This is a genomic window from Streptomyces sp. KL2 (assembly GCF_046529545.1).
Taxonomy (GTDB): domain Bacteria; phylum Actinomycetota; class Actinomycetes; order Streptomycetales; family Streptomycetaceae; genus Streptomyces; species Streptomyces radiopugnans.
Map to the genome: position 1 here is coordinate 4307905 of NZ_CP127170.1, position 18566 is coordinate 4326470.

At 76.4% G+C, this 18566-nt stretch carries 14 protein-coding genes, 1 pseudogene and 1 riboswitch; of the genes and pseudogenes, 5 read left to right on the forward strand and 10 right to left on the reverse strand.

Annotated elements, in window-relative coordinates; genetic code table 11:
• Positions 1-641 precede the first annotated feature (641 nt).
• Positions 642-1223: a TMEM165/GDT1 family protein gene (locus QPK52_RS19365; protein ID WP_410538731.1), complete on the forward strand. Its 582-nt coding sequence runs from the start codon at positions 642-644 to the stop codon at positions 1221-1223.
• 164 nt (positions 1224-1387) lie between these two features.
• On the opposite strand, the gene QPK52_RS19370 is transcribed toward QPK52_RS19365, so the two are convergent.
• The 10 genes and pseudogenes from QPK52_RS19370 to QPK52_RS19415 all read right to left on the reverse strand — a co-directional run bounded on the left by QPK52_RS19370 (position 1388) and on the right by QPK52_RS19415 (position 11043).
• Entirely contained in the window at positions 1388-2125 is a 738-nt protein-coding gene (locus QPK52_RS19370) for an HAD-IA family hydrolase (protein ID WP_410538732.1), read from the reverse strand.
• 147 nt (positions 2126-2272) lie between these two features.
• Complete coding sequence (locus QPK52_RS19375; RefSeq protein ID WP_410538733.1) at positions 2273-3052, reverse strand: peptidoglycan-binding protein; 780 nt, start codon at positions 3050-3052, stop codon at positions 2273-2275.
• 264 nt (positions 3053-3316) lie between these two features.
• Positions 3317-3688, reverse strand: coding sequence for an antibiotic biosynthesis monooxygenase family protein (locus QPK52_RS19380; protein WP_410538734.1), 372 nt, complete (start codon positions 3686-3688; stop codon positions 3317-3319).
• A gap of 236 nt (positions 3689-3924) precedes the next feature.
• Positions 3925-4530: a hypothetical protein gene (locus QPK52_RS19385; RefSeq protein WP_410538735.1), complete on the reverse strand. Its 606-nt coding sequence runs from the start codon at positions 4528-4530 to the stop codon at positions 3925-3927.
• Positions 4527-5216, reverse strand: coding sequence for a hypothetical protein (locus QPK52_RS19390; RefSeq protein WP_410538736.1), 690 nt, complete (start codon positions 5214-5216; stop codon positions 4527-4529). The genes QPK52_RS19385 and QPK52_RS19390 overlap by 4 nt, the downstream gene beginning before the upstream one ends.
• A 36-nt stretch (positions 5217-5252) precedes the next feature.
• Positions 5253-6206, reverse strand: coding sequence for an ECF transporter S component (locus QPK52_RS19395; RefSeq protein ID WP_410538737.1), 954 nt, complete (start codon positions 6204-6206; stop codon positions 5253-5255).
• Positions 6203-7855 (reverse strand): ABC transporter ATP-binding protein, encoded by a 1653-nt coding sequence (locus tag QPK52_RS19400; protein ID WP_410538738.1) that lies wholly within the window; start codon positions 7853-7855, stop codon positions 6203-6205. Before QPK52_RS19400 ends, QPK52_RS19395 begins: the two co-directional genes overlap by 4 nt.
• Positions 7852-9032 (reverse strand): annotated as a pseudogene (locus QPK52_RS19405) (CbiQ family ECF transporter T component). Before QPK52_RS19405 ends, QPK52_RS19400 begins: the two are co-directional and overlap by 4 nt.
• Entirely contained in the window at positions 9029-9718 is a 690-nt protein-coding gene (locus tag QPK52_RS19410) for an SCO2322 family protein (RefSeq protein ID WP_410538739.1), read from the reverse strand. Before QPK52_RS19410 ends, QPK52_RS19405 begins: the two are co-directional and overlap by 4 nt.
• Positions 9715-11043 carry a prenyltransferase/squalene oxidase repeat-containing protein gene (locus QPK52_RS19415; protein WP_410538740.1) on the reverse strand — a complete coding sequence of 443 codons (1329 nt, stop codon included), beginning with the start codon at positions 11041-11043 and terminating at the stop codon, positions 9715-9717. Before QPK52_RS19415 ends, QPK52_RS19410 begins: the two co-directional genes overlap by 4 nt.
• A gap of 161 nt (positions 11044-11204) precedes the next feature.
• Positions 11205-11289: riboswitch (cobalamin riboswitch) on the reverse strand.
• A gap of 494 nt (positions 11290-11783) precedes the next feature.
• On the opposite strand from QPK52_RS19415, the gene QPK52_RS19420 reads away from it, so the two are divergent.
• The 4 genes from QPK52_RS19420 to QPK52_RS19435 all read left to right on the forward strand — a co-directional run bounded on the left by QPK52_RS19420 (position 11784) and on the right by QPK52_RS19435 (position 18563).
• Positions 11784-13370 carry a peptidoglycan-binding protein gene (locus tag QPK52_RS19420; protein WP_410538741.1) on the forward strand — a complete coding sequence of 529 codons (1587 nt, stop codon included), beginning with the start codon at positions 11784-11786 and terminating at the stop codon, positions 13368-13370.
• A 337-nt stretch (positions 13371-13707) separates the two neighbouring features.
• Positions 13708-16452 (forward strand): class III lanthionine synthetase LanKC, encoded by a 2745-nt coding sequence (gene lanKC / locus QPK52_RS19425; RefSeq protein WP_410538743.1) that lies wholly within the window; start codon positions 13708-13710, stop codon positions 16450-16452.
• The gene (locus tag QPK52_RS19430; protein ID WP_093654844.1) at positions 16449-16574 is read left to right on the forward strand and encodes a SapB/AmfS family lanthipeptide; all 126 of its coding nucleotides are present in this window, start codon (positions 16449-16451) and stop codon (positions 16572-16574) included. The genes lanKC and QPK52_RS19430 overlap by 4 nt, the downstream gene beginning before the upstream one ends.
• Positions 16575-16733: 159 nt before the next feature.
• Positions 16734-18563 (forward strand): ABC transporter ATP-binding protein, encoded by a 1830-nt coding sequence (locus QPK52_RS19435; protein ID WP_410538744.1) that lies wholly within the window; start codon positions 16734-16736, stop codon positions 18561-18563.
• The last annotated feature ends 3 nt before the right edge of the window (positions 18564-18566 follow it).

Sequence of the window (18566 nt, forward strand, 5' to 3'; positions counted from 1 at the left end):
GGCCCGGTCCGGCCTCCGTCCGGGCCCGGTGGCCGGGCCGTCCCTCCGCCGCCCTTCACCCGCCGCCCTTCGCCCTTCGCCCGGCGGGGCCCGGCCCTGCGGGCCCGAGAGGCCGCCCGCTGCCGCCGGGCGTCCGGCCGACCGGCTCCTTCTGTACGGTTCCGCCGCCCGTCACCCGCCGGACCGGTCGCGCCGCCGGCCGGAGCCCGCCCGAGGGCGGTGCGGGGCGGGACGGCCGAGGCCGTGGCGCCGGTCACACCGCCGGTGCGGCGCACTGCCGGGCGGGCGCGGGCGCCGTGCCGGCGTCCGCGCTGGTCACGGGCGGTGGCCCCCGGCCGGGGCCACCGCGCGCGGGCGGCCCGTACCGCGGCGGCGGGCGCGGGGAGGCGCGCGGCATCACGTAGGCTGGTCGGCGTCTGAAGGGGAGTAGCTCTTCGCCGGACCGTCGACATACTGGCCGCGCCGTACCCGTACGGCCGGCCCGGCGCCCGGAGCCGGTGCCCGCGCACCGTGCCAGCGAGACCTTCGGCCGCAGTGTCCACGGCTTCACACAAGCCGCCCACGACGCTGCCGTGCCGAAGCGTGCTCGCCCCCGCGGGCCCCTCGGCAGGGCGGCCCGACCGATGAGGGGTCCCTCTCGCATGTTCAGCATCACCGCCGCCGCAGTGACCTTCGGCGTCGTCTTCCTCGCCGAACTGCCCGACAAGACGGCGCTCGCCGGACTGGTGCTCGGCACCCGCTACCGGGCCTCTTACGTCTTCGCCGGCGTCGCGGCCGCCTTCGCGCTGCACGTGGCGCTGGCCGTGGCCGCGGGCAGTGTGCTGACCCTGCTGCCGCAGCAGCTGGTGCAGGGGATCACCGGCGCGCTGTTCCTGGCGGGCGCGCTGATGCTGCTGCTGAAGAAGGACGACGGGGACGAGGAGATCCGCAGGCCCTCCGACCAGTCCTTCTGGAAGGTGGCCGGCAGCGGCTTCATGCTGATCCTGGTCGCCGAGTTCGGCGACCTCACCCAGATCATGACGGCCAACCTCGCCGCCCGATACGACAACCCGCTCTCGGTCGCCCTCGGCGCGGTGATCGCCCTGTGGTCGGTCGCGGCCATCGGCATCCTGGGCGGGCGCGCGCTGATGCGCCGGGTGCCCCTGCGCCTGATCTCCCGGATCGCGGCGTGCGTGATGCTGGTGCTGGCAGCCCTCAGCTTCTACGAGGCGTTCACCGGCTGACCGGCTGACCGGCCGACGGGCCGCGGGCCCGCCGGCCCGCAGCCGGCGGTGCCCCGGCCGGGCGGCCGGGGCACCGTGAGTGATCACGCCCCCCACCCGGAACCGGCGGGGAGGAAGGTTCCAGGCGGGGGGCGTGTGTTCGGGGGAGGGGAGGCGGCGCGGGCTCAGCGGGGCCCGGGCGCCAGGTGCAGGCGCAGTCCGCCGCCGGGCAGGGGCTCGACGCGCACCCCCTCCAGCGTCGGCACATGGGCCGTCGGCCCGAAGGCCGCCGCCCGGGGTCCGACGCCGACCACCCGCATGCCGGCCGCGCGGCCCGCCGTGACACCGGCCTCGGAGTCCTCGAAGACCACGCAGTCCTCCGGTGCGAAGCCCAGTTCGGCCGCGGCCTTCAGGAAACCCTCCGGATGCGGCTTGCTGGCGCCGACCGACTCCGCGGTGATCCGCACCGGCGGCATCCGCAGGCCCGCCGCGTTCATCCGGGCGGTGGCCAGGGGGACGCTGGCAGAGGTCACCAGCGCGTGGGGGAGGTCCTCGATCGCCGCGAGGAAGGCGGCGGCGCCCGGCACCGGCACGACGCCCTCGGTGTCGGCGGTCTCCCGCTCCAGCAGGCGCCGGTTCTCGGCGTGGTTGACCTCCATCGGGCGGTCGGGCAGCAGCTCGGCCATCGTGGCGTAGCCCTGCCGGCCGTGCACCACCTTCATGACCTCGTCCCCGTCCAGGCCGTGGCCCGCGGCCCAGTCGCGCCAGACCCGCTCGACGGCGGCGTCGGAGTCGACCAGGGTGCCGTCCATGTCCAGCAGCAGTGCGCGGGCCGCCAGCGGTGCGGCGGCCGTGCCCGCCGGGCGCCGGGCGTCCCGGACGTCCTGGGCTTTCGGGGAGGAGTCCGGGGTGTCCGAGGGCATGGCGGGTGGCTCCAACTGCTGGGAAGGCGGGACAAGTGGCCCGCCCGCCGGGTCAGGGGCCCCCGTGGTCAGGCACGGGGAACGGGCGGAGCCACTTTGTTCCTTCACGATACAAAGCATTCCGCGTTTACGCCACCCCGCCCGGCGTCAGCTTCTCTGCGTGGCCCTCTCCAGGGCCCGCCGGGTGTGCGGCCCGTAGACGCCCTCCGGGTCCCCCCGCACTCCGTACCAGGTCTGGAACGTGGACACCCCGTCGGTGACCTCGCCGTCGTACACGCCGTCCAGGCCGTGCTCCCGGGCGTCGTAGGTGCCCACCGAGGCCAGCCGGTACTGCAGTTCGGCGACCTCCGGCCCCGAGTCGCCCTCGCGCAGTGTGCGCGGCCGGCCGTCGCCGTCGCCGTCCCAGCCGCCGTCCCGGTCGTCCCCGCCCGGAGTGGTGGGGGCGGGGGGCGGCGCGGGGGCGGTGCTCGTGGGCGCCTCGGCGGTACGGGAGGGGGCGGGGGAGGAGGGCGGCGTACGGCTCTGCGACGGACTCGCGGAGGCGGAGGCGGAGGGGGAGGGGGAGGGCGAGGCCGTGGCCGACGGAGAGGCCGAGGGGGACGCGGAGTCGTCGGCGCCGGCGGACTCCTCGCCCTTGCCGTCGGTGGGCACCACCGCGGTCGGGGCGCCGCCGCGGTCGCCGAACCGGGCCTCGCCGAAGGTGTCGTCCCCGCGCGTGAACAGCCCCGCCACCAGTACGCCCGAACCCACCACGGCCACCGCGGTCCCGCCCACGGCCAGCGCCAGGCCGCGCCCGATGCGGCGGCGCGGGGCGGCCCGGCCACCGGTCACCAGCGGCAGGGGCGCCGTGTCGCCGTCCGCGTGCCGGGCCCCCTCGGTGAACATCGCCAGGTCGGCAGGGTCCGGTCCCCGGTCCGGCTGTGCCACCGGCCGCGGCAGCACCTCGACCTCGGCGCACCGGCAGCTCGCCCGGCCGGAATCGTCCGCGGGTCTGTGGCATATGGGGCAGATGGGCGTATCCGCCACTGCGAGCTCCCCTCCCTCGGAAAGTGCCACAGAGGTTACTGGATGCCCTCCGCCCCCTTTGTGCCCGCCGGTCACCTCCGTCCGCCGGGGCCCGCGGGGCCCGCGCGGCGCGCTGCCGACCGGCCCCGGGCGAGGCGCCCGGGGCCGGTACCGGGGTCCGGTTGCTCAGCCCTCCGTTCCAGCGGTGTCCGCGGCGGGCTTCGGGGCCGCCTGCTGGACGACCTCGAAGGTCCAGACGGTGGAGTCGGACGCCGCCGGGCCCCGGCCCGCGCCGCCGCCCGGACGGCCTCCGCCGCCGCTGCCGCCGCCCTGGTGCGCCGACTTCATCGGACCCGACATCCACGCCTGGAACGCGGCCTCGTCGCGCCAGCGGGTGTAGACGAGGTACCGGTCGGTCCCCTCCAGGGGGCGGAGCAGCTCGAACCACTCGAAACCGTCGGAGGACTCCACCGCCCCCGCCCGGGAGGCGAACCGCCGCTCGAGTTCCTCCCGCTGCTCGGAGGGGACGGTCAGGGCGTTGATCTTCACGATGCTCATGCCCCCATCGTGCCTTCCGCCCCGGTCCGGAGGCGCGGCGGCACGGCGTTCGTTCCGGCTTGTGGTGCCGTGCGGCGGATGTCCCGGGCGGACGGCCGTCCCTGCGCCCGTTCGCGTACGCGCCGGCGCGGGCGGCGTACGGACATACGGCGGCGGCCCGGCCCCGATGAGGGCCGGGCCGCCGAGAGCGCCGGGTGCGGCAGCCGCGATCCGGCGGTCGCGTCACGGCCTGCGGGTCAGAGCCGCATGAGCCGGTCGGCGGCGTCACGGTACTCCCGCAGCGCCCTGCGCAGATCCTCCGTGCGCTCCGCGGAGTCCTCGCCGTGCCAGGGCTCGCGCAGCTCGCGCCGGCGTTCGGTGAGCAGATCGGTGATACGGCGGGAGATCTCCTCGAACACGGCGTCCGCCTCCTCGACCGAGCGCCGCGGCCCGTCGACGAAGCCCGTCACCGCGTCGTGCAGCCGCCTGCCGAAACGCTCGCGCTCCTCGGGGGTCAGCAGGCCCGCGCCGCCGTTCCCGCCCTCCGGGCGGTGTCCGTGCGCCTCTGCGCGCGGGTCCCCGTGCGCCGGTGCCGCCGCTTCCGCTCCCGCTTCCGTTCCGGTACCCGGTCCCGCCGTCCCGCCGGCCGTCCCGGTGCTCTTCCCGAGCGGCCCGTGCGGGGAGGAGGCGGAGGCGCCGTGCCCGCCCGCCCGGTCGGCGGACCCGGCCGCAGTGGCCGGTGCCACCGGTGCCACCGGCTCCGTCCGGTCGACCGGGGGCGCGTCGTCCGTCCACTCGGGCCGGCCGGCGCGGTCGGCCAGCGGGGCCCGGCGTTCCCGGGGGATGTGTCCGTTCGTGCTCATGCCCTGCCTCCGGAGGTGTCGTGGCGGCGCAGCGCCCCGGGGAGGTGCAGCCGCTCGGAGAGGCGGCCGTGGCCCCGCGACCCGGTGCCGCCGGCGTGCGTGCGGTCGCGGTCGTGCTCGTGCCGCGGCCCGCCGCCGTGCGAGTCGTGCGCGGACCGCTCCATCAGGTCCTCGTACAGGGCTCGGGCGTGCACCAGGGCCTCGCGCAGCCGCTCGGTGTCGGCCTGGCCCTCGCGGGCCAGCACGGCCACGGCGTGCACCTCGCGGTAGCCCTGGACGCGCCGGGGGTGGTGGACGGAGAGCGCGGAGACCTGCTCGTCGTACCCGTCACCGGGGAAGCCGCGCGCCTCGGCCAGCCGGCTCAGCAGCCGGTCGGCGGAGGCGACCGCCTCCACCGGCGCGTCCACGAACCGCTCCTGCACGGCGGCCCACTGGGCCTCGTACTCCTGGCGCTCCTGCGCGGTCAGCGGCTTCGTCCGCAGCTCGCCGTGGCGCTGGAGCCGCTCCCGCAGCTCCCGTTCGGCGGCCTTGGCATCGCCGTTGTGCTGGGCGACGGTCCGCTCGTACTCGGGGCCGAACCGCCGCTTCACGGAGTGCGGTCCGCCGCCGCGCCTGACGAGGAACAGGACGATCGCGAGGACGACGACCGCCGCCACGATCAGTGTGATGATCAAACCTGTGGACATGGCTCGCCTTCCACGAGTGTCCCCTTGCTCGGGCTGTCAACTCTCCGCGTTGCCGCCCTCGCTGCGTGCAAACGGGGCCCCGGTGAACGCCGCCGGGGCGCCGAACGCCGCCCGCCGTGTGGCGCGGCGCAGCGCCCGCAGCACCGTGCCGCCCACGGTGAGGGTCAGCACCACGGTCAGCAGGGCACGGGGCAGGTCCCAGCCGAGGGAGGTGGCCAGGACGTAGGCGGTGAACTTGGCCAGCTTCACCTCCAGCGGGTCCCCCGGGACATGGGAGATCCCGCTGGCCAGCCCGCTGATGAACGGCCAGCCCTGGAGGTTCATCACCACGCCGTACAGCACCGAGGCGACGGCCCCGTACGCGGCGAGCAGCGCCAGCTCCCGGCGTCCGCGCAGACTGTGGGGGCCGGGCAGCAGGCCCGCGCCCATCGCCACCCAGCCCATCGACAGCATCTGGAACGGCAGCCACGGCCCGACCCCTCCGGTCAGCAGCGCCGAGGCGAACATCGACACCGCGCCCAGGACGAAACCGAAACCCGGCCCCAGCACCCGGCCGGAGAGCACCATCAGGAAGAACATCGGCTCCAGGCCCGCCGTCCCCGCCCCCAGCGGGCGCAGCGCGGCGCCCGCGGCGGCCAGCACGCCGAGCATCGCGACGGCCTTGGCGTCCAGCCCGGTGTCGGCGACGGCCGCCACCGCCACGGCCAGCAGCAGCGGCAGCAGCGCCGCGAACAGCCAGGGCGCGTCCCCCGAGTGGGCCAGCCCGGAGGCGGAGTCGGCCAGCAGCGGCCAGCCGAAGGCGGCCACGCCGACGGCCGAGACGATGCCCAGGGCCGCCGCGGAGCGCGGCCCGATCCGTACGGCGCGCACCTGGCGGTCGGTGCGTCCGGCGCGTTCGGCGCGGTCGGTCCGCGCCCGGCGTCCGGCCCGCTCGGTGCCGGAGGGCCCGGGGGCGTCCGGGGCGCCCGGGGTGTCCGAAGTGCCGGTCATACGCCCGCCCCCGCCTCCTCCAGCGCCGCCCGCACCTGGCCGACCGTGAGCCAGCGCCGGGGGGCGAGGATCTTCGCGGTCTGCGGCGCGAAGGCGGGGGATGAGGTGACGACCTCGGCGCTCGGGCCGTCCGCGACGACCTCGCCGTCGGCCAGGATCACCACCCGGCGGGCGAGTTCGGCGGCGAGTTCCACGTCGTGGGTGGCCAGGACGATGGCGTGGCCGTCCTCCGCCAGCGCGCGCAGCACGCCGGTCAGCCGCTCCTTGGCCGCGTAGTCCAGGCCGCGCGTCGGCTCGTCCAGGAGCAGCAGGGGAGGGGCCGCGGTGAGGACGACGGCGAGTGCCAGGGCCAGGCGCTGGCCCTCCGACAGATCGCGCGGGTGGGTGCCGTCGTGGACGTCCGGCAGCAGGGCGGAGACCAGGGCGCGGCAGGTGCCGGGCTCGGCGCCCGCGTCGCGGTCCGCGCCGGCGCACTCGGCGGCGACGGTGTCGGCGTACAGGAGGTCGCGCGGGTCCTGCGGCACCAGGCCGACGTGGCGCAGCAGTTCGGAGGGCCGGGTGCGGTGCGGCACGGCACCGGACGCGCCGCCCAGGCGCACCGTGCCGCGCGCGGGCTCGTACATGCCGACCAGGGTGTTCAGCAGGGTGGACTTGCCCGCGCCGTTGCGGCCCATCAGCGCGATCGTCTCGCCCGGCCGCACCGTCAGGTCGACCTTCTCCAGGGCGGTGATCCGGCCGCGGCGTACGGACAGGGAGGAGACCTCGGCCAGCGGTTCGCCGCGGCCGGATCCGTCCGGCCCGCCGCGGCCGGCGGGCGTCTCCGGCGGTTCCAGAGCGTCCAGCCGCTCCCGCAGCCCGGCCGCCCTGCGGCGCGCGTCCCGCACCGACAGCGGCAGCGGGGACCAGCCGGCCAGCCTCCCCAGGGCGACGACGGGCGGACGGACCGGCGAGAGCGCCATCACCTCGGCCGGCTCGCCCAGCACCGGCGCGGCGCCGGGCGCGGGCAGCAGCAGCACCTGGTCCGCGTACTGCACCACGCGCTCCAGGCGGTGCTCGGCCATCAGCACGGTGGTGCCCAGGTCGTGCACCAGCCGCTGGAGGACGGCCAGCACCTCCTCGGCGGCGGCCGGATCGAGCGCGGAGGTCGGCTCGTCCAGCACCAGCACCTTGGGGTGGGTGGTCAGCACCGAGCCGATGGCCACGCGCTGCATCTGCCCGCCGGAGAGGGTGGCCAGGGGGCGGTCGCGCAGATCGGCCAGGCCCAGCAGGTCCAGGGTCTCCTCGACGCGGCGGCGCATGGTGTCCGGCGGCAGGCCCAGGCACTCCATGCCGTAGGCGAGCTCATCCTCGACGGTGTCGGTGACGAAGTGGGCCAGCGGGTCCTGGCCCACGGTGCCGACGACGTCGGCCAGTTCGCGCGGCCGGTTCTCGCGGGTGTCGCGGCCGTCCACGGTCACGCGGCCGTGCAGGGTGCCGCCGGTGAAGTGCGGCACCAGCCCGGAGACGGCGCCCAGCAGCGTGGACTTGCCCACGCCGGACGGGCCGACGACGAGCACCAGCTCGCCCTCGGGCACGGTGAGGTCCACCCCGTGCACGGCGGGGGCGGCGTCGTCCCCGTAGGTGACGGAGACCTGGTCGAAGCGGATCATGCGCGGGTCGTCTCCTTCGCCGGCGGGGTCTGCCCGGTGCGGGAGAGGGACCCGGCGTCGGTTTCGGTTCGGGGGGCGGGCACGGGGGCGACGAGGGCCGGGAGCAGCCCGGCCAGTACGGCCGCGGCGGGCCACAGCGGCAGCTCGGGCGCGGTCAGCGGCACCGGGGGCGGGGCGAGGGCATCCGGCAGGCGGGCGGCGGCCCAGACCACGGCCGCGCCGACCGCCGCGCCGGACGCCGACACCAGCCAGGCGCGCGCCCCCAGCGGTCGGGCCGGTAGCGGCTGCGCACCGCGCGGCGCCCGCCCAGCCACAGCCCGCCGAGCGCGGCGGCCAGCCCGAGCAGCAGCACCGGCAGCCCCAGAGCCGCGCCCTGGGCGGCCAGCAGCCCGTACGTCCCGGCGCACACGCCCAGCAGCCCGCCCAGGGTGAGGGCGGCGGTGGTGCGGCGCACGGCGGGCGGCACCCGCGCGGTGCGGCCGTAGCCGCGCGCGTCCATCGAGGCGGCCAGCGCCACCGAGCGCTCCAGCGCGCCCTCCAGGACCGGCAGCCCGATCCGCAGCACCGCACGGATGCCCTTGTCGTCGCGGCCGCGCAGCCGGCGGGCGGCCCGCAGCCGGCGGACGTCGGCGATCAGATGGGGGGCGAACGTCATCGCCACGACCACGGCCATCCCCGCCTCGTACAGCGCGGCGGGCAGGGACTTCAGCAGCCGGGCGGGGCTGGCCAGGGCGTTGGCCGCGCCGACGCACACCAGCATGGTGGCCAGCTTCAGCCCGTCGCGCAGCGCGAACACCAGCCCCTCGGCCGTGACCCGGCCGCCGATGCGCACGCCCTGCGCCCAGTCGGGCAGTGGCACCTCGGGGAGGGTGAACAGCACGGTCGTGCCGGGGATCGGGGAGCCGAGGAAGACGGCGAAGAACAGCCGGATCACCAGCACCGCCAGGGCTATCTTCAGGAAGGCGCCGTAGCCGCGCGCCCAGGGCGCGTCGGTGCGGCGGGCCGCGACGACGTACGCCGTGACGGCGACGATCAGCGCCAGCAGCAGCGGGTTGGTGGTGCGGGAGGCGGCCGTGGCCAGCCCCAGCGCCCAAAGCCACCACGCGCCCGCGTGCAGCGCGTTGGAGCGCGTCGCACGCGGGGCGCGCAGGGCCGACAGGGGCTGACGGAGGGTCATGACCGGCGCCGGCGGGCCTGCCAGACGGCCGCGGCGGCGAGTACGGCGACGACCGCGCCGCCCCCGGCCAGCCCGGCGGAGGGGCCGCCGTCCCCGGAGGCGGCGGTGTCCCCGGGGGCGGTGGCGTCCCCGGGGGCGTCCGCCGTCTCCGCCGCCGGGCCGGAGACCTGCTCACCGCAGCCGGTGCGCGGATAGCCGGCGATGGCGCACAGCAGCGAGTCGGAGTTGTACCGCAGCGGCTTCAGCACGGCGGCCAGCGCGTCGGCGGCGGTCCCGTCCTCGGGTACGCGCGCGCACTCGGTGCGGCTCCGGGGCGGCCTCTCGCCCTCCGGCGCGTCGGCCCGGGTGCCGAAGTCGATGCTCAGCGCGATCCGCTTGCCGCCCTCCCCGGCCTCGGCGCCACCGCAGATCTCCTCGAAGTCGCCGGTCCCGCGGGGCTTGTCGGCCTCGGCGGAGTCCTCGCTCACGGCGAACCGGAAGCCCAGCACATCGCCGTCCTCGGGCCGCAGTGTGCCCGGACCCTGCGTGGCGTACGTCCACCGGTCGCCGTCGCGTTCCCAGAAGGACCAGTAGCGGTAGCCGGCGGCGTGCGCGGGGGCCGCGCCCACCGCGGCCGGAACGGCGGTGAACACGGTGGCGAGCACGGCGGTGAACACGCCGGCGAGCACGGCCCGCGGCGCGGTCACTGCGCCCGCCTCCTGCGGTTGCTGAGCAGGAAGCCGACGACCGCGCCGGCGGCCAGGCCCGCGCCGATGAGGGACCACATCACCGGCGAGCCGCCGCCGTCGCCCTCCTCCGCGGCGTTCCGGCCGCCGTCGTTCCCGCCGTCCTCGCCCCCGTCGGCGCCGGAGGGGACGGACACCGGGGCCGGGCCGGTGGCGTTCAGCCGCTCGACCAGGTTCACCCCGCCGAAGTCGGCCGGGTCGCCGCCCGCGGCGCGGGCGGCCAGGACGAGCTGGCCCAGCGCGGCCGGGCTGCCGGTGGCCTTGTCCCAGGAGCCGAGGTTCTTCTCCAGCCAGTTCAGGGACTTCGCGGCGGCGTCGCGGTGACCGCCCGCGGCCAGGGCGATCACGGCGTCGGCGGTGTTGCCGTAGTCGGGCTGCTCCTCGGCGCCGGGCATGGCGGACTTCAGATGCCCGCCGCCCGCCTCCAGCACCCGCGTCAGATAGGCGGCGCCGGCCTCGGCGGCCTCGGCCGGGGTGCGCCCGCCGTCGCCCCCGCCGTCCTTCCCGCACTCCAGGGCCCTCGCGGCGCCGCGGTCCTCGCCGCCGCTCCTGCCGCCCTCCTCGCCACCCGGCCCGGTGGCCAGTCCCTCGCCCCGGGCGGCCAGTACGGCGGCGGCCGTGGCGTCGTCGTTCGCGGCGAGACGGCCCTTCTCGTCGGGCTGGTAGGCGAAGGCGCCGCGCTCGTCCTTCCCGGCGTCGCAGCCGAGCTGGAAGCCCAGGAGGGAGTCGTAGGGGGACTTCTCCCCCTTCGCCGAGAGCGTCTTCGCCGGGTCCTCGCCCGCGGCGTCCAGGGCGCCGATCACGACGGAGACGGAGTTGGCGTCGCTGGGGCTGCCGGGGTTGAAGCCCCAGCCGCCGTCGTCGTTCTGGACCAGCCGCAGCCACTCCACGGCCCGCTCCACCCGCTCGCCGTGGCCGCCGAGGGCGGCCAGCGCCTGGACGGCGGCGGCCGTGGCGTTGACGTCGGCCACCGTCTCGGCGGTGCACGCCTCGGTGGGGTCGGGACGGTAGGAGGCGAAGGAGCCGTCCTCGCACTGCTGGCCGGTCAGCCACTCCACGGCCTTGGACGCGGGCTTCACCCCGACCGCGTCCTGGGCCAGCAGGGCCGTCGACTGGCGCCACACGCCGTCGTACTGCGGGTCGTCCTTCCCGTACAGCCCTGACGGGAGGTCCCGTTGCGCCGGGGCCTGCGCGGACGGCGACTCGTCGGCGACGGCGGCGGGGGCCGCGACCGCGCAGAGCACGGTGGAGGCGGCCAGGGCCGCGGCGGTGCGGCGCAGGGACATGGGCGGGTGCCTTTCTCGTGGCGCAGCCGTGCACGGCCGGCCGGCCGTGCTCACCGCACGGGGCACACCGGGCTCGGCTCCGCATTCCTCGACGGTGCCGGTGCCGGGACCGCGCTCCACCGCGCGGCGGGGACGGCCCCGGGAGCCTCTCGTGCCCGGGCGGGTGCTCCGGCTGTACGGCGGACGGGTGGGTGTGTCCGCCTGCTCACGGTTGCGGGTCAGCGCCGGATTCGCACCGGCTTCCCCCGATCGGGCACAGGACGTTCTGCGGCTCACTCTAACGGGCGTGGTTCCGGCCGGGCCGCAGGTGGGAGCGGGATCACACCGGCGGCCCGGCCCGCGGTGCGCGACGGGGGAGTTCCGGCAGGTTTCCCCCGTCCGTTCCGCAGTCATTTCCAGTGGTTCACACCAAAGAACTCCCATCGTTTCCCGTGCATTTCGTTGACGCGCGTAGCGCGGATCCGCCACCCTCTGCGGGGGCGCGAATACCCCGGCGCGGGGACGGTCGCGCCGGGGGCCGTCCGCCCAGGCGGTACGGGCTGTCTGGCTGACCGGGAGCCCTTTCCGGGGTTTTCCGGAGCCCTGCGCGGAATTCCTGTCCGATGGTGGACGGAGCCATCGGGTAAATCCGGGAATTACTTGACGTGTACATGTCTTTCAGGGTAGGAATTCCTTCCGACCACCGGCGTGAGCGAGCAGTGAATGCTCACCCCCCACGCACATGCTGACCGGGAGGAAGAATGCTCCGACGTTTCACCGCCTGGAGACGGGCGGGCACATCCGTGCTCGGCGGCCTGGCCGTCGCGGCGCTGGTCGCCACGGGCCAGCCCGCGGGAGCCGCCCCCGCCGACCCGGCGCCGCGCGCCCCGATGAACCGGGCGTTCGAGCGGGCGGCCGACGAGTTCCAGGTCCCGCGCGACCTGCTGGTCGCGGTGGGCTACGGGGAGACCCACCTCGACGGCCACGGCGGCGAACCCAGCCACGCGGGCGGCTACGGCGTGATGCACCTGGTCAGCAACCCCGAACGCCGCACCCTGGAGAAGGCCGCCGAGCTGACCGGCGAGCCGGCCGCCGACCTCAGGAAGGACACCGCCGCCAACATCCTCGGCGGCGCCGCCGTCCTGCGCTCCTACGCCGACGAGCTGGGCCTGGACGCCGCCGACCGCCGCGACGCGGACGCCTGGTACCCGGCGGTGGCCCGCTACGGCGGCGCGGACGACGACCGTACGGCCCGGCTGTACGCCGACACCGTCTACGACTTCCTGGAGGACGGCTTCAGCGCCCTGACCCCGGCCGGCGAGCGGGTCACCGTGGGGCCGCGGGAGACCGAGCCGGAGCGCGGCCGCTACGCGAAGGTCCCCCCGCCGGGCGCCCCCGCGTCCGCCGAGGCCGGCACGCTGAGCACCGACTACCCGCCCGCGCGGTGGGTTGCGGCCCACTCCAGCAACTACACCCCCGGCCGCTCGTCGGCGATCACCCACGTGGTCGTCCACGTCACCCAGGGCTCCTACGCCGGCTCGATCAGCTGGTTCCAGAACCCCAGCTCCAACGTCAGCGCCCACTACGTGATCCGCTCCTCGGACGGCGAGGTCACGCAGACGGTCCGCGACCGCGACACCGCCTGGCACGCCAAGTCCGGCAACCCGTACTCCATCGGCCTGGAGCACGAGGGCTACGTCGACAACCCCTCCTGGTTCACCGATGCCATGTACCGCTCCTCGGCCGCGCTGACCCGGCACCTGTGCGACCGCTACGGCATCCCCAAGGACCGGTCGCACATCGTGGGCCACGTCGAGGTGCCGGGCAACGACCACACCGACCCCGGCCCCAACTGGAACTGGACCTACTACATGCAGCTGGTCCGCGACGGTGACGCCACCGCCCCCGTCCAGCTGGACTTCACCTCCTACAGCACCCTGCGCAGCGGCTCGACCGGCGCCCAGGTGAAGGCCGTCCAGCACCTGCTCAACCAGCGCGGCTTCGACGCCGGCACGGTGGACGGCGTCTTCGGCCCCGGCACCGAGAGCGCCGTGCGGGCCTTCCAGAGCAGCCGCTCCCTGACCGCCGACGGCGTCGTGGGCTCCCGCACCTGGACCGCCCTGCTGTCGGCCGGTACCAAACCCGTTCTCAAGCGGGGGAGTTCGGGCGCGGACGTGGAGCGGCTGCAGCGCTCCCTGACCGCCGCGCTCGGCCGCACCGTGGGCATCGACGGCGCCTTCGGCCCGAACACCGAGACCGCCGTGCGCGACTACCAGAGCAGCCGGGGTCTGGCCGTGGACGGCATCGCGGGCAGCGGCACCTGGGGCGCGCTCCAGGCCGGCCGGTAGACCCGGGAACCACCACCGGCTCCGGCACGTCACACCGGTCCGCACCGCCGCCCGGCGGTGCGGACCGGTGCCGTTGCGCCGTCCCGCACCGTCTTTCGCCGCGTCCCGGGAGGCCGCGGAGCCCCTCCCCCGGCAGGACACCCGGCAGGACCGCGGCAGGACCGCGGCAGGACCGCGGCAGGATCCGCGGTGGAGTCCGCGTCGAGCCCCGCGGCGGAGTTACTCGTGAGTTCCTCACGGCCGACTCGTGACAGCTGTGACTGTCCCGCCCCTCCGGCGCCGTGGAAAGGTCTTCCCCAGACGCCGCCGGTGACCGAGAAGAGCCGAAGGGGGAGCGATGAGCAAGGGCTACGCCGTCTTCTGCGACGCCGACCGCCACTTCTACGACACCCCCCACCGCCTCCCGGACGAGGCCGGGCGGGCCGGCACCTACGAGGCCGCCCGCCGCCCCGCTCCCGCCGGCTGGCAGCGCCACCGCTCCGGCGACTGGCTGGCCCTGCGCCCGCTGGACGCCGAACTCCCCGCCCAGGGCTGGAAGGTCCACGTCTCGGCCTGCCTGGACAACGCCGAGCGGATCCTGGACAAGGTGTGGGACTACTGCGTGTCCCGGGGCGTGGCCTTCAAGTTCATGCCCAGCCGCTACCTCCTGCACAACCGCAACGCCAAGTACGCCGACCGCGGCGCCAGCGGGAAGTTCGTCACCGTCTACCCGGCCGGCGACGAGCAGTGCCGCACCATCGCCGAGGACCTCGACGCGCTGCTGGCCGGCGAGAGCGGCCCGTACATCCTCAGCGACCTGCGCTGGGGGAACGGCCCGGTGCACGTGCGCTGGGGCAGCTTCACCGAGCGGCACTGCTACGAGGACGGCGAGCTGCGTCCGGCCGTCGAGGACGCCGAGGGCCGCCTGGTGCCCGACCGCAGGGACCCGGCCTTCCACGTCCCGGACTGGATCACCCTCCCCGACTTCCTGCGGCCCCATCTGGAGGCCCGCGGCGCGGCGAAGGTCGCCGACATCCCCTACCGCATCGAGAAGGCACTGCACTTCTCCAACGGCGGGGGCGTGTACGTCGGCACCGACAGCCGCACCGGCGAGAAGGTCGTCCTCAAGGAGGGCCGCCCCCACGCCGGCCTCGCCGCCGACGGCGCCGACGCCGTGACCCGCCTGCGCCGCGAGAAGGAGGCGCTGGAGAGGCTGTCCGGCCTGCCCCAGACCCCCGAGGTGCGCGACTGGTTCCAGCTCGGCGACCACTGGTTCCTGGTGCTGGAGTACGTCGAGGGCCGGCCGCTCAACAGCTTCTTCGCCCTGCGCCACCCGCTGATCGAGGCGGATCCCGCTCCGGAGGCGATCGCCGGGTACACCGAGTGGGCCCTGCGCGTCCACCGGCTGGTGGAGGAGGCCGTCGAGGCCGTCCACGCCCGCGGCGTCGTCTTCAACGACCTGCATCTGTTCAACATCATGGTCCGCGAGGGCGACGACGGCGGAATCTCGGTGACGCTGCTGGACTTCGAGGCCGCGGCCCACATCGACGAGGGCCGCCGCCAGGTCATCGCCAACCCCGGCTTCGTGGCTCCCGCCGACCGCAGGGGGTTCGACGTCGACCGCTACGCCCTGGCCTGCCTGCGCATCGCGCTCTTCCTGCCGCAGACCAGCCTGCTGGCGATCGACCGGGGCAAGGCGGCGCACCTGGCCGAGCTGGTGGCCGAGGAGTTCCCCGTGCCGCGCGGGTTCCTCGACGAGGCCGTGGCGGAGATCCTCCGCGGCTGGGAGGCCCCGGCGCCCTCCGGCGCCGGGCACGGGCCGGGCGGCACGGCCCAGGAGGGGACGGCGGGCGCCGCGACGGGCGCACCCGGGCAGGGTTATCTGCCCGTCCATCCCGCCGACTGGCCGCGCAGCCGCGACTCGATGGTGCGGGCGGTACTCGCCTCGGCCACCCCCGAACGGGAGGACCGCTTCTTCCCCGGCGACATCGCCCAGTTCGCCGCCGGCGGCGGCGCGGGCTTCGCCAACGGCGCGGCCGGCGTGCTCTACGCCCTGGCCGAGACCGGCGGCGAGAGGTGCCCGGACGCCGAGGACTGGCTGCTGCGCAGGACCAAGGAGCCCGCCTCCGGCACCCCGCTGGGCTTCTACGACGGACTGGCCGGCATCGCCTGGACCCTGGAGCGCTTCGGCCACACCGACCGGGCCCTGGAACTGGCCGGGACGGTCGTGGACCAGCCCTGGGACGATCTGGCCCCCGACCTGCACGGCGGACTGGCAGGCATCGGCCTGGCCCTGGACTCCCTGGCCGCCTCCACCGGCGAGAGCGCCCTGCACGAGGAGGCGCTGCGCTGCGCCCGCCTCGTCGCCGACAAGGGCGGACACGGGGCCGCACGCGCCGGGAACGGCGCCGCGGCCCGGTCCTCCGCCGGGCGCGGACCCCGGGCCGGGCTGCTGTACGGCTCGGCCGGCCAGGCACTGCTCTTCCTGCGGCTGTACGAGCGCACCGGCGAGCCCGGACTGCTCGACCTCGCCGCCGACGCCCTCCGGCGCGACCTCGACCGCTGCGTGACGGGCGCCGGCGGCGCCCTCCAGGTGGACGAGGGCTGGCGCACCATGCCCTACCTGGGCGAGGGCAGCGTCGGCATCGGGATGGTGCTGGACGACTACGCCGCCCACCGCGACGACGAGCGGTTCGAGCGGGCGCGGCACGACATCCTCAAGGCCGCCCGCTCCAGGTTCTACGCCCAGCCCGCCCTGTTCCGGGGCGCGGCCGGGATGATCCTGCACCTGGGCCGCACCACCGTCGGCGACCCCGGCGCCCACGAGGCGGACCTGCGCCGCCAGATCGCCTCGCTGACCCGGGCCGCCGTCCCCTACCAGGGCCTGCTGGCCTTCCCCGGCGAGCAGATGATGCGCCTGTCGATGGACCTCGCCACCGGCACGGCCGGCTGTCTGCTCGCCCTGGGCAGCGCGCTGCACGACACCCCCGTGCACCTGCCCTTCCTCCCGCCGCCCCCCAGGCGGCCCCAGAGCCGGTCTCTCGTCAGGGAGGCCGTACCGGAAGATCCCGTCCCCACGGAAACGAAAGGAAAAGAGAAATGACGCTTCTCGACCTGCAGACCCTGGAGACCTCCGAGGACAAGGGCACCGTCGCGGGCGGCGGCTCCGAGGCCAGCCTGCTGCTGTGCGGCGACAGCTCCCTGAGCGTCACCACCTGCCGCTGACCCCGGCGCCGCGGGATCCGGTCCCGCGGTCGTGAAACGGTCGACGCGGTCCCGGGCGGTCACAGCGCCCGGGACCGCATCGCCGTATCCCAGGTCTACCCCGGCCGCCCCGCGCGTACCCCCGCCGCGCCGCCCACGGACGCGAGGAGCCAACCGCCCATGGCGCCCCAGCCCGCCGCAGACCCCGCCGGCCCCGCTGATGCCGCTGCCGCCGGCACCGGCGCCCCGGCCGACCGGGTCCTGACGGCCGCGATCCGCCACAGCGCCGGACGCGCCGCGGCGATCTGCCTGCTCGCCGCCGCCTCCGCCGCCGCTTCCGTGGCCCTGCCCGCCGCGCTCGGGCACACCCTCGACCTGGCGCTGGACGGCTCCGGGGAGGCCGCCCGCTGGACGGCGCTGTGCGCGCTGCTGGTGGCGGCCGAGGTGCTGCTGGACGCGGTGAGCGCCCATCTCACCGGCACCACCGACGCCCGCTCCACCGCCTGGCTGCGCCGCCGCGGACTGGAGCACCTGCTGGCCGTGGGCCCCCGGCGGGTGGCCCGCTTCCCCCACGGCGACCTGGTGACCCGGCTGTCGGGCAACGCGGCCGAGGCCGGCGCGGTACCCGCCGCCGCCGCCACCGCCGTCTCCTCGCTCCTCACCCCGCTCGGCGCCCTGGTGGCCCTGCTGCTGGTGGACCCCTGGCTCGCCGCCGCCTTCTGCGCCGGGGTCCCCCTGCTGGTGCTGCTGCTGCGCGCCTTCGCCCGCGGCTCCTCCGACAGCGTCTCGCGCTACCAGCGCGTCCAGGGCGAGATCGCCGCGCGCCTGGTCGAGGCCCTGGCCGGCGCCCGTACCCTCGCCGCCGCGGGCACCGCCGGCCGCGAACGCGCCCGCGTCCTGGCCCCGCTGCCCGAACTGGCCGCCCAGGGACGGCGGATGTGGCACGTGTACGGGCAGGCCATGGTCGGCGGCGGCGTCCTGGTCCCCCTGCTGACGATCGCCGTCCTGGCGGTGGGCGGGGTGCGGCTGGCCGCCGGGGAGCTGAGCGTCGGCGAACTGCTGGCCGCCTCCCGCTACGCGGCCCTGGCCGCCGGGGTCGGCGCGGCCACCGGCCGGATCGGCGCCCTGGTGCGCAGCCGCGCCGCCGCCCGCCGTGTCGGCGAGCTGCTGGCCGTGCCCCCGGTCGCGTACGGCTGCCGCACCCTGCCGCCGGACGGCACCGGACGGCTGGAGCTGCGCGGTGTCACCGCCGTGCGCGGCGGGCGCGAGGTGCTGCGCGGTGTCGACCTGGTGGTGCCCGGCGGCGCCACGATGGCCGTGGTGGGGCGTTCCGGCTCGGGCAAGTCCACCCTCGCCGCGCTCGCCGGGCGCCTGGCCGACCCCGACGAGGGGCACGTGCTGCTCGACGGCGTCCCGCTGGACGGACTCGGCCCCGCCGAGCTGCGCCGCGAGGTCGGCTACGCCTTCGAGCGGCCGGCCCTGTTCGGGGACACCGTCGGCGAGGCGGTCGCCTTCGGTGCGTACGACCCGGGACCCGGAGCCGTCGAGGACGCCGCGCGGGCGGCCAGCGCGGACGCCTTCGTCCGCCGCCTGCCCGCCGGTTACGGCACCGCGCTCGCGGACGCGCCGCTGTCCGGCGGCGAGTTCCAGCGCCTGGGCCTGGCCCGCGCCTTCGCCCACGCGGGGCGGCTGCTGGTGCTGGACGACGCCACATCCAGCCTGGACAGCGTCACCGAGCTCCAGGTGAGCCGGGCGCTGACGGACCGGGTGCGGGCCGGCACCCGGCTGCTGATCGCGCACCGCGTCTCCTCCGCGGCCCGCGCGGACCTGGTGGCATGGCTGGAGGACGGCCGGGTGCGGGCCGTCGGACCGCACGAGGCCCTGTGGGAACTGCCGGAGTACCGGGCGGTTTTCGCGACCGGGGACGGCCCTGACGTCCCGGGCGCTCCGGGCGCGTCCGGCGGCCCGGCTGCCCGGGCGGCCCGCGCCGCGGCGGAGGAGCCCCGGTGAGCC

Coding starts and splice junctions, on each gene's coding strand:
- QPK52_RS19365 (WP_410538731.1), top strand. CDS start 642: ATGTTCAGCATCACCGCCGCCGCAGTGACCTTCGGCGTCGTCTTCCTC.
- QPK52_RS19370 (WP_410538732.1), bottom strand. CDS start 2,125: ATGCCCTCGGACACCCCGGACTCCTCCCCGAAAGCCCAGGACGTCCGG.
- QPK52_RS19380 (WP_410538734.1), bottom strand. CDS start 3,688: ATGAGCATCGTGAAGATCAACGCCCTGACCGTCCCCTCCGAGCAGCGG.
- QPK52_RS19385 (WP_410538735.1), bottom strand. CDS start 4,530: ATGAGCACGAACGGACACATCCCCCGGGAACGCCGGGCCCCGCTGGCC.
- QPK52_RS19390 (WP_410538736.1), bottom strand. CDS start 5,216: ATGTCCACAGGTTTGATCATCACACTGATCGTGGCGGCGGTCGTCGTC.
- QPK52_RS19395 (WP_410538737.1), bottom strand. CDS start 6,206: ATGACCGGCACTTCGGACACCCCGGGCGCCCCGGACGCCCCCGGGCCC.
- QPK52_RS19400 (WP_410538738.1), bottom strand. CDS start 7,855: ATGATCCGCTTCGACCAGGTCTCCGTCACCTACGGGGACGACGCCGCC.
- QPK52_RS19415 (WP_410538740.1), bottom strand. CDS start 11,043: ATGTCCCTGCGCCGCACCGCCGCGGCCCTGGCCGCCTCCACCGTGCTC.
- QPK52_RS19420 (WP_410538741.1), top strand. CDS start 11,784: ATGCTCCGACGTTTCACCGCCTGGAGACGGGCGGGCACATCCGTGCTC.
- lanKC (WP_410538743.1), top strand. CDS start 13,708: ATGAGCAAGGGCTACGCCGTCTTCTGCGACGCCGACCGCCACTTCTAC.
- QPK52_RS19430 (WP_093654844.1), top strand. CDS start 16,449: ATGACGCTTCTCGACCTGCAGACCCTGGAGACCTCCGAGGACAAGGGC.
- QPK52_RS19435 (WP_410538744.1), top strand. CDS start 16,734: ATGGCGCCCCAGCCCGCCGCAGACCCCGCCGGCCCCGCTGATGCCGCT.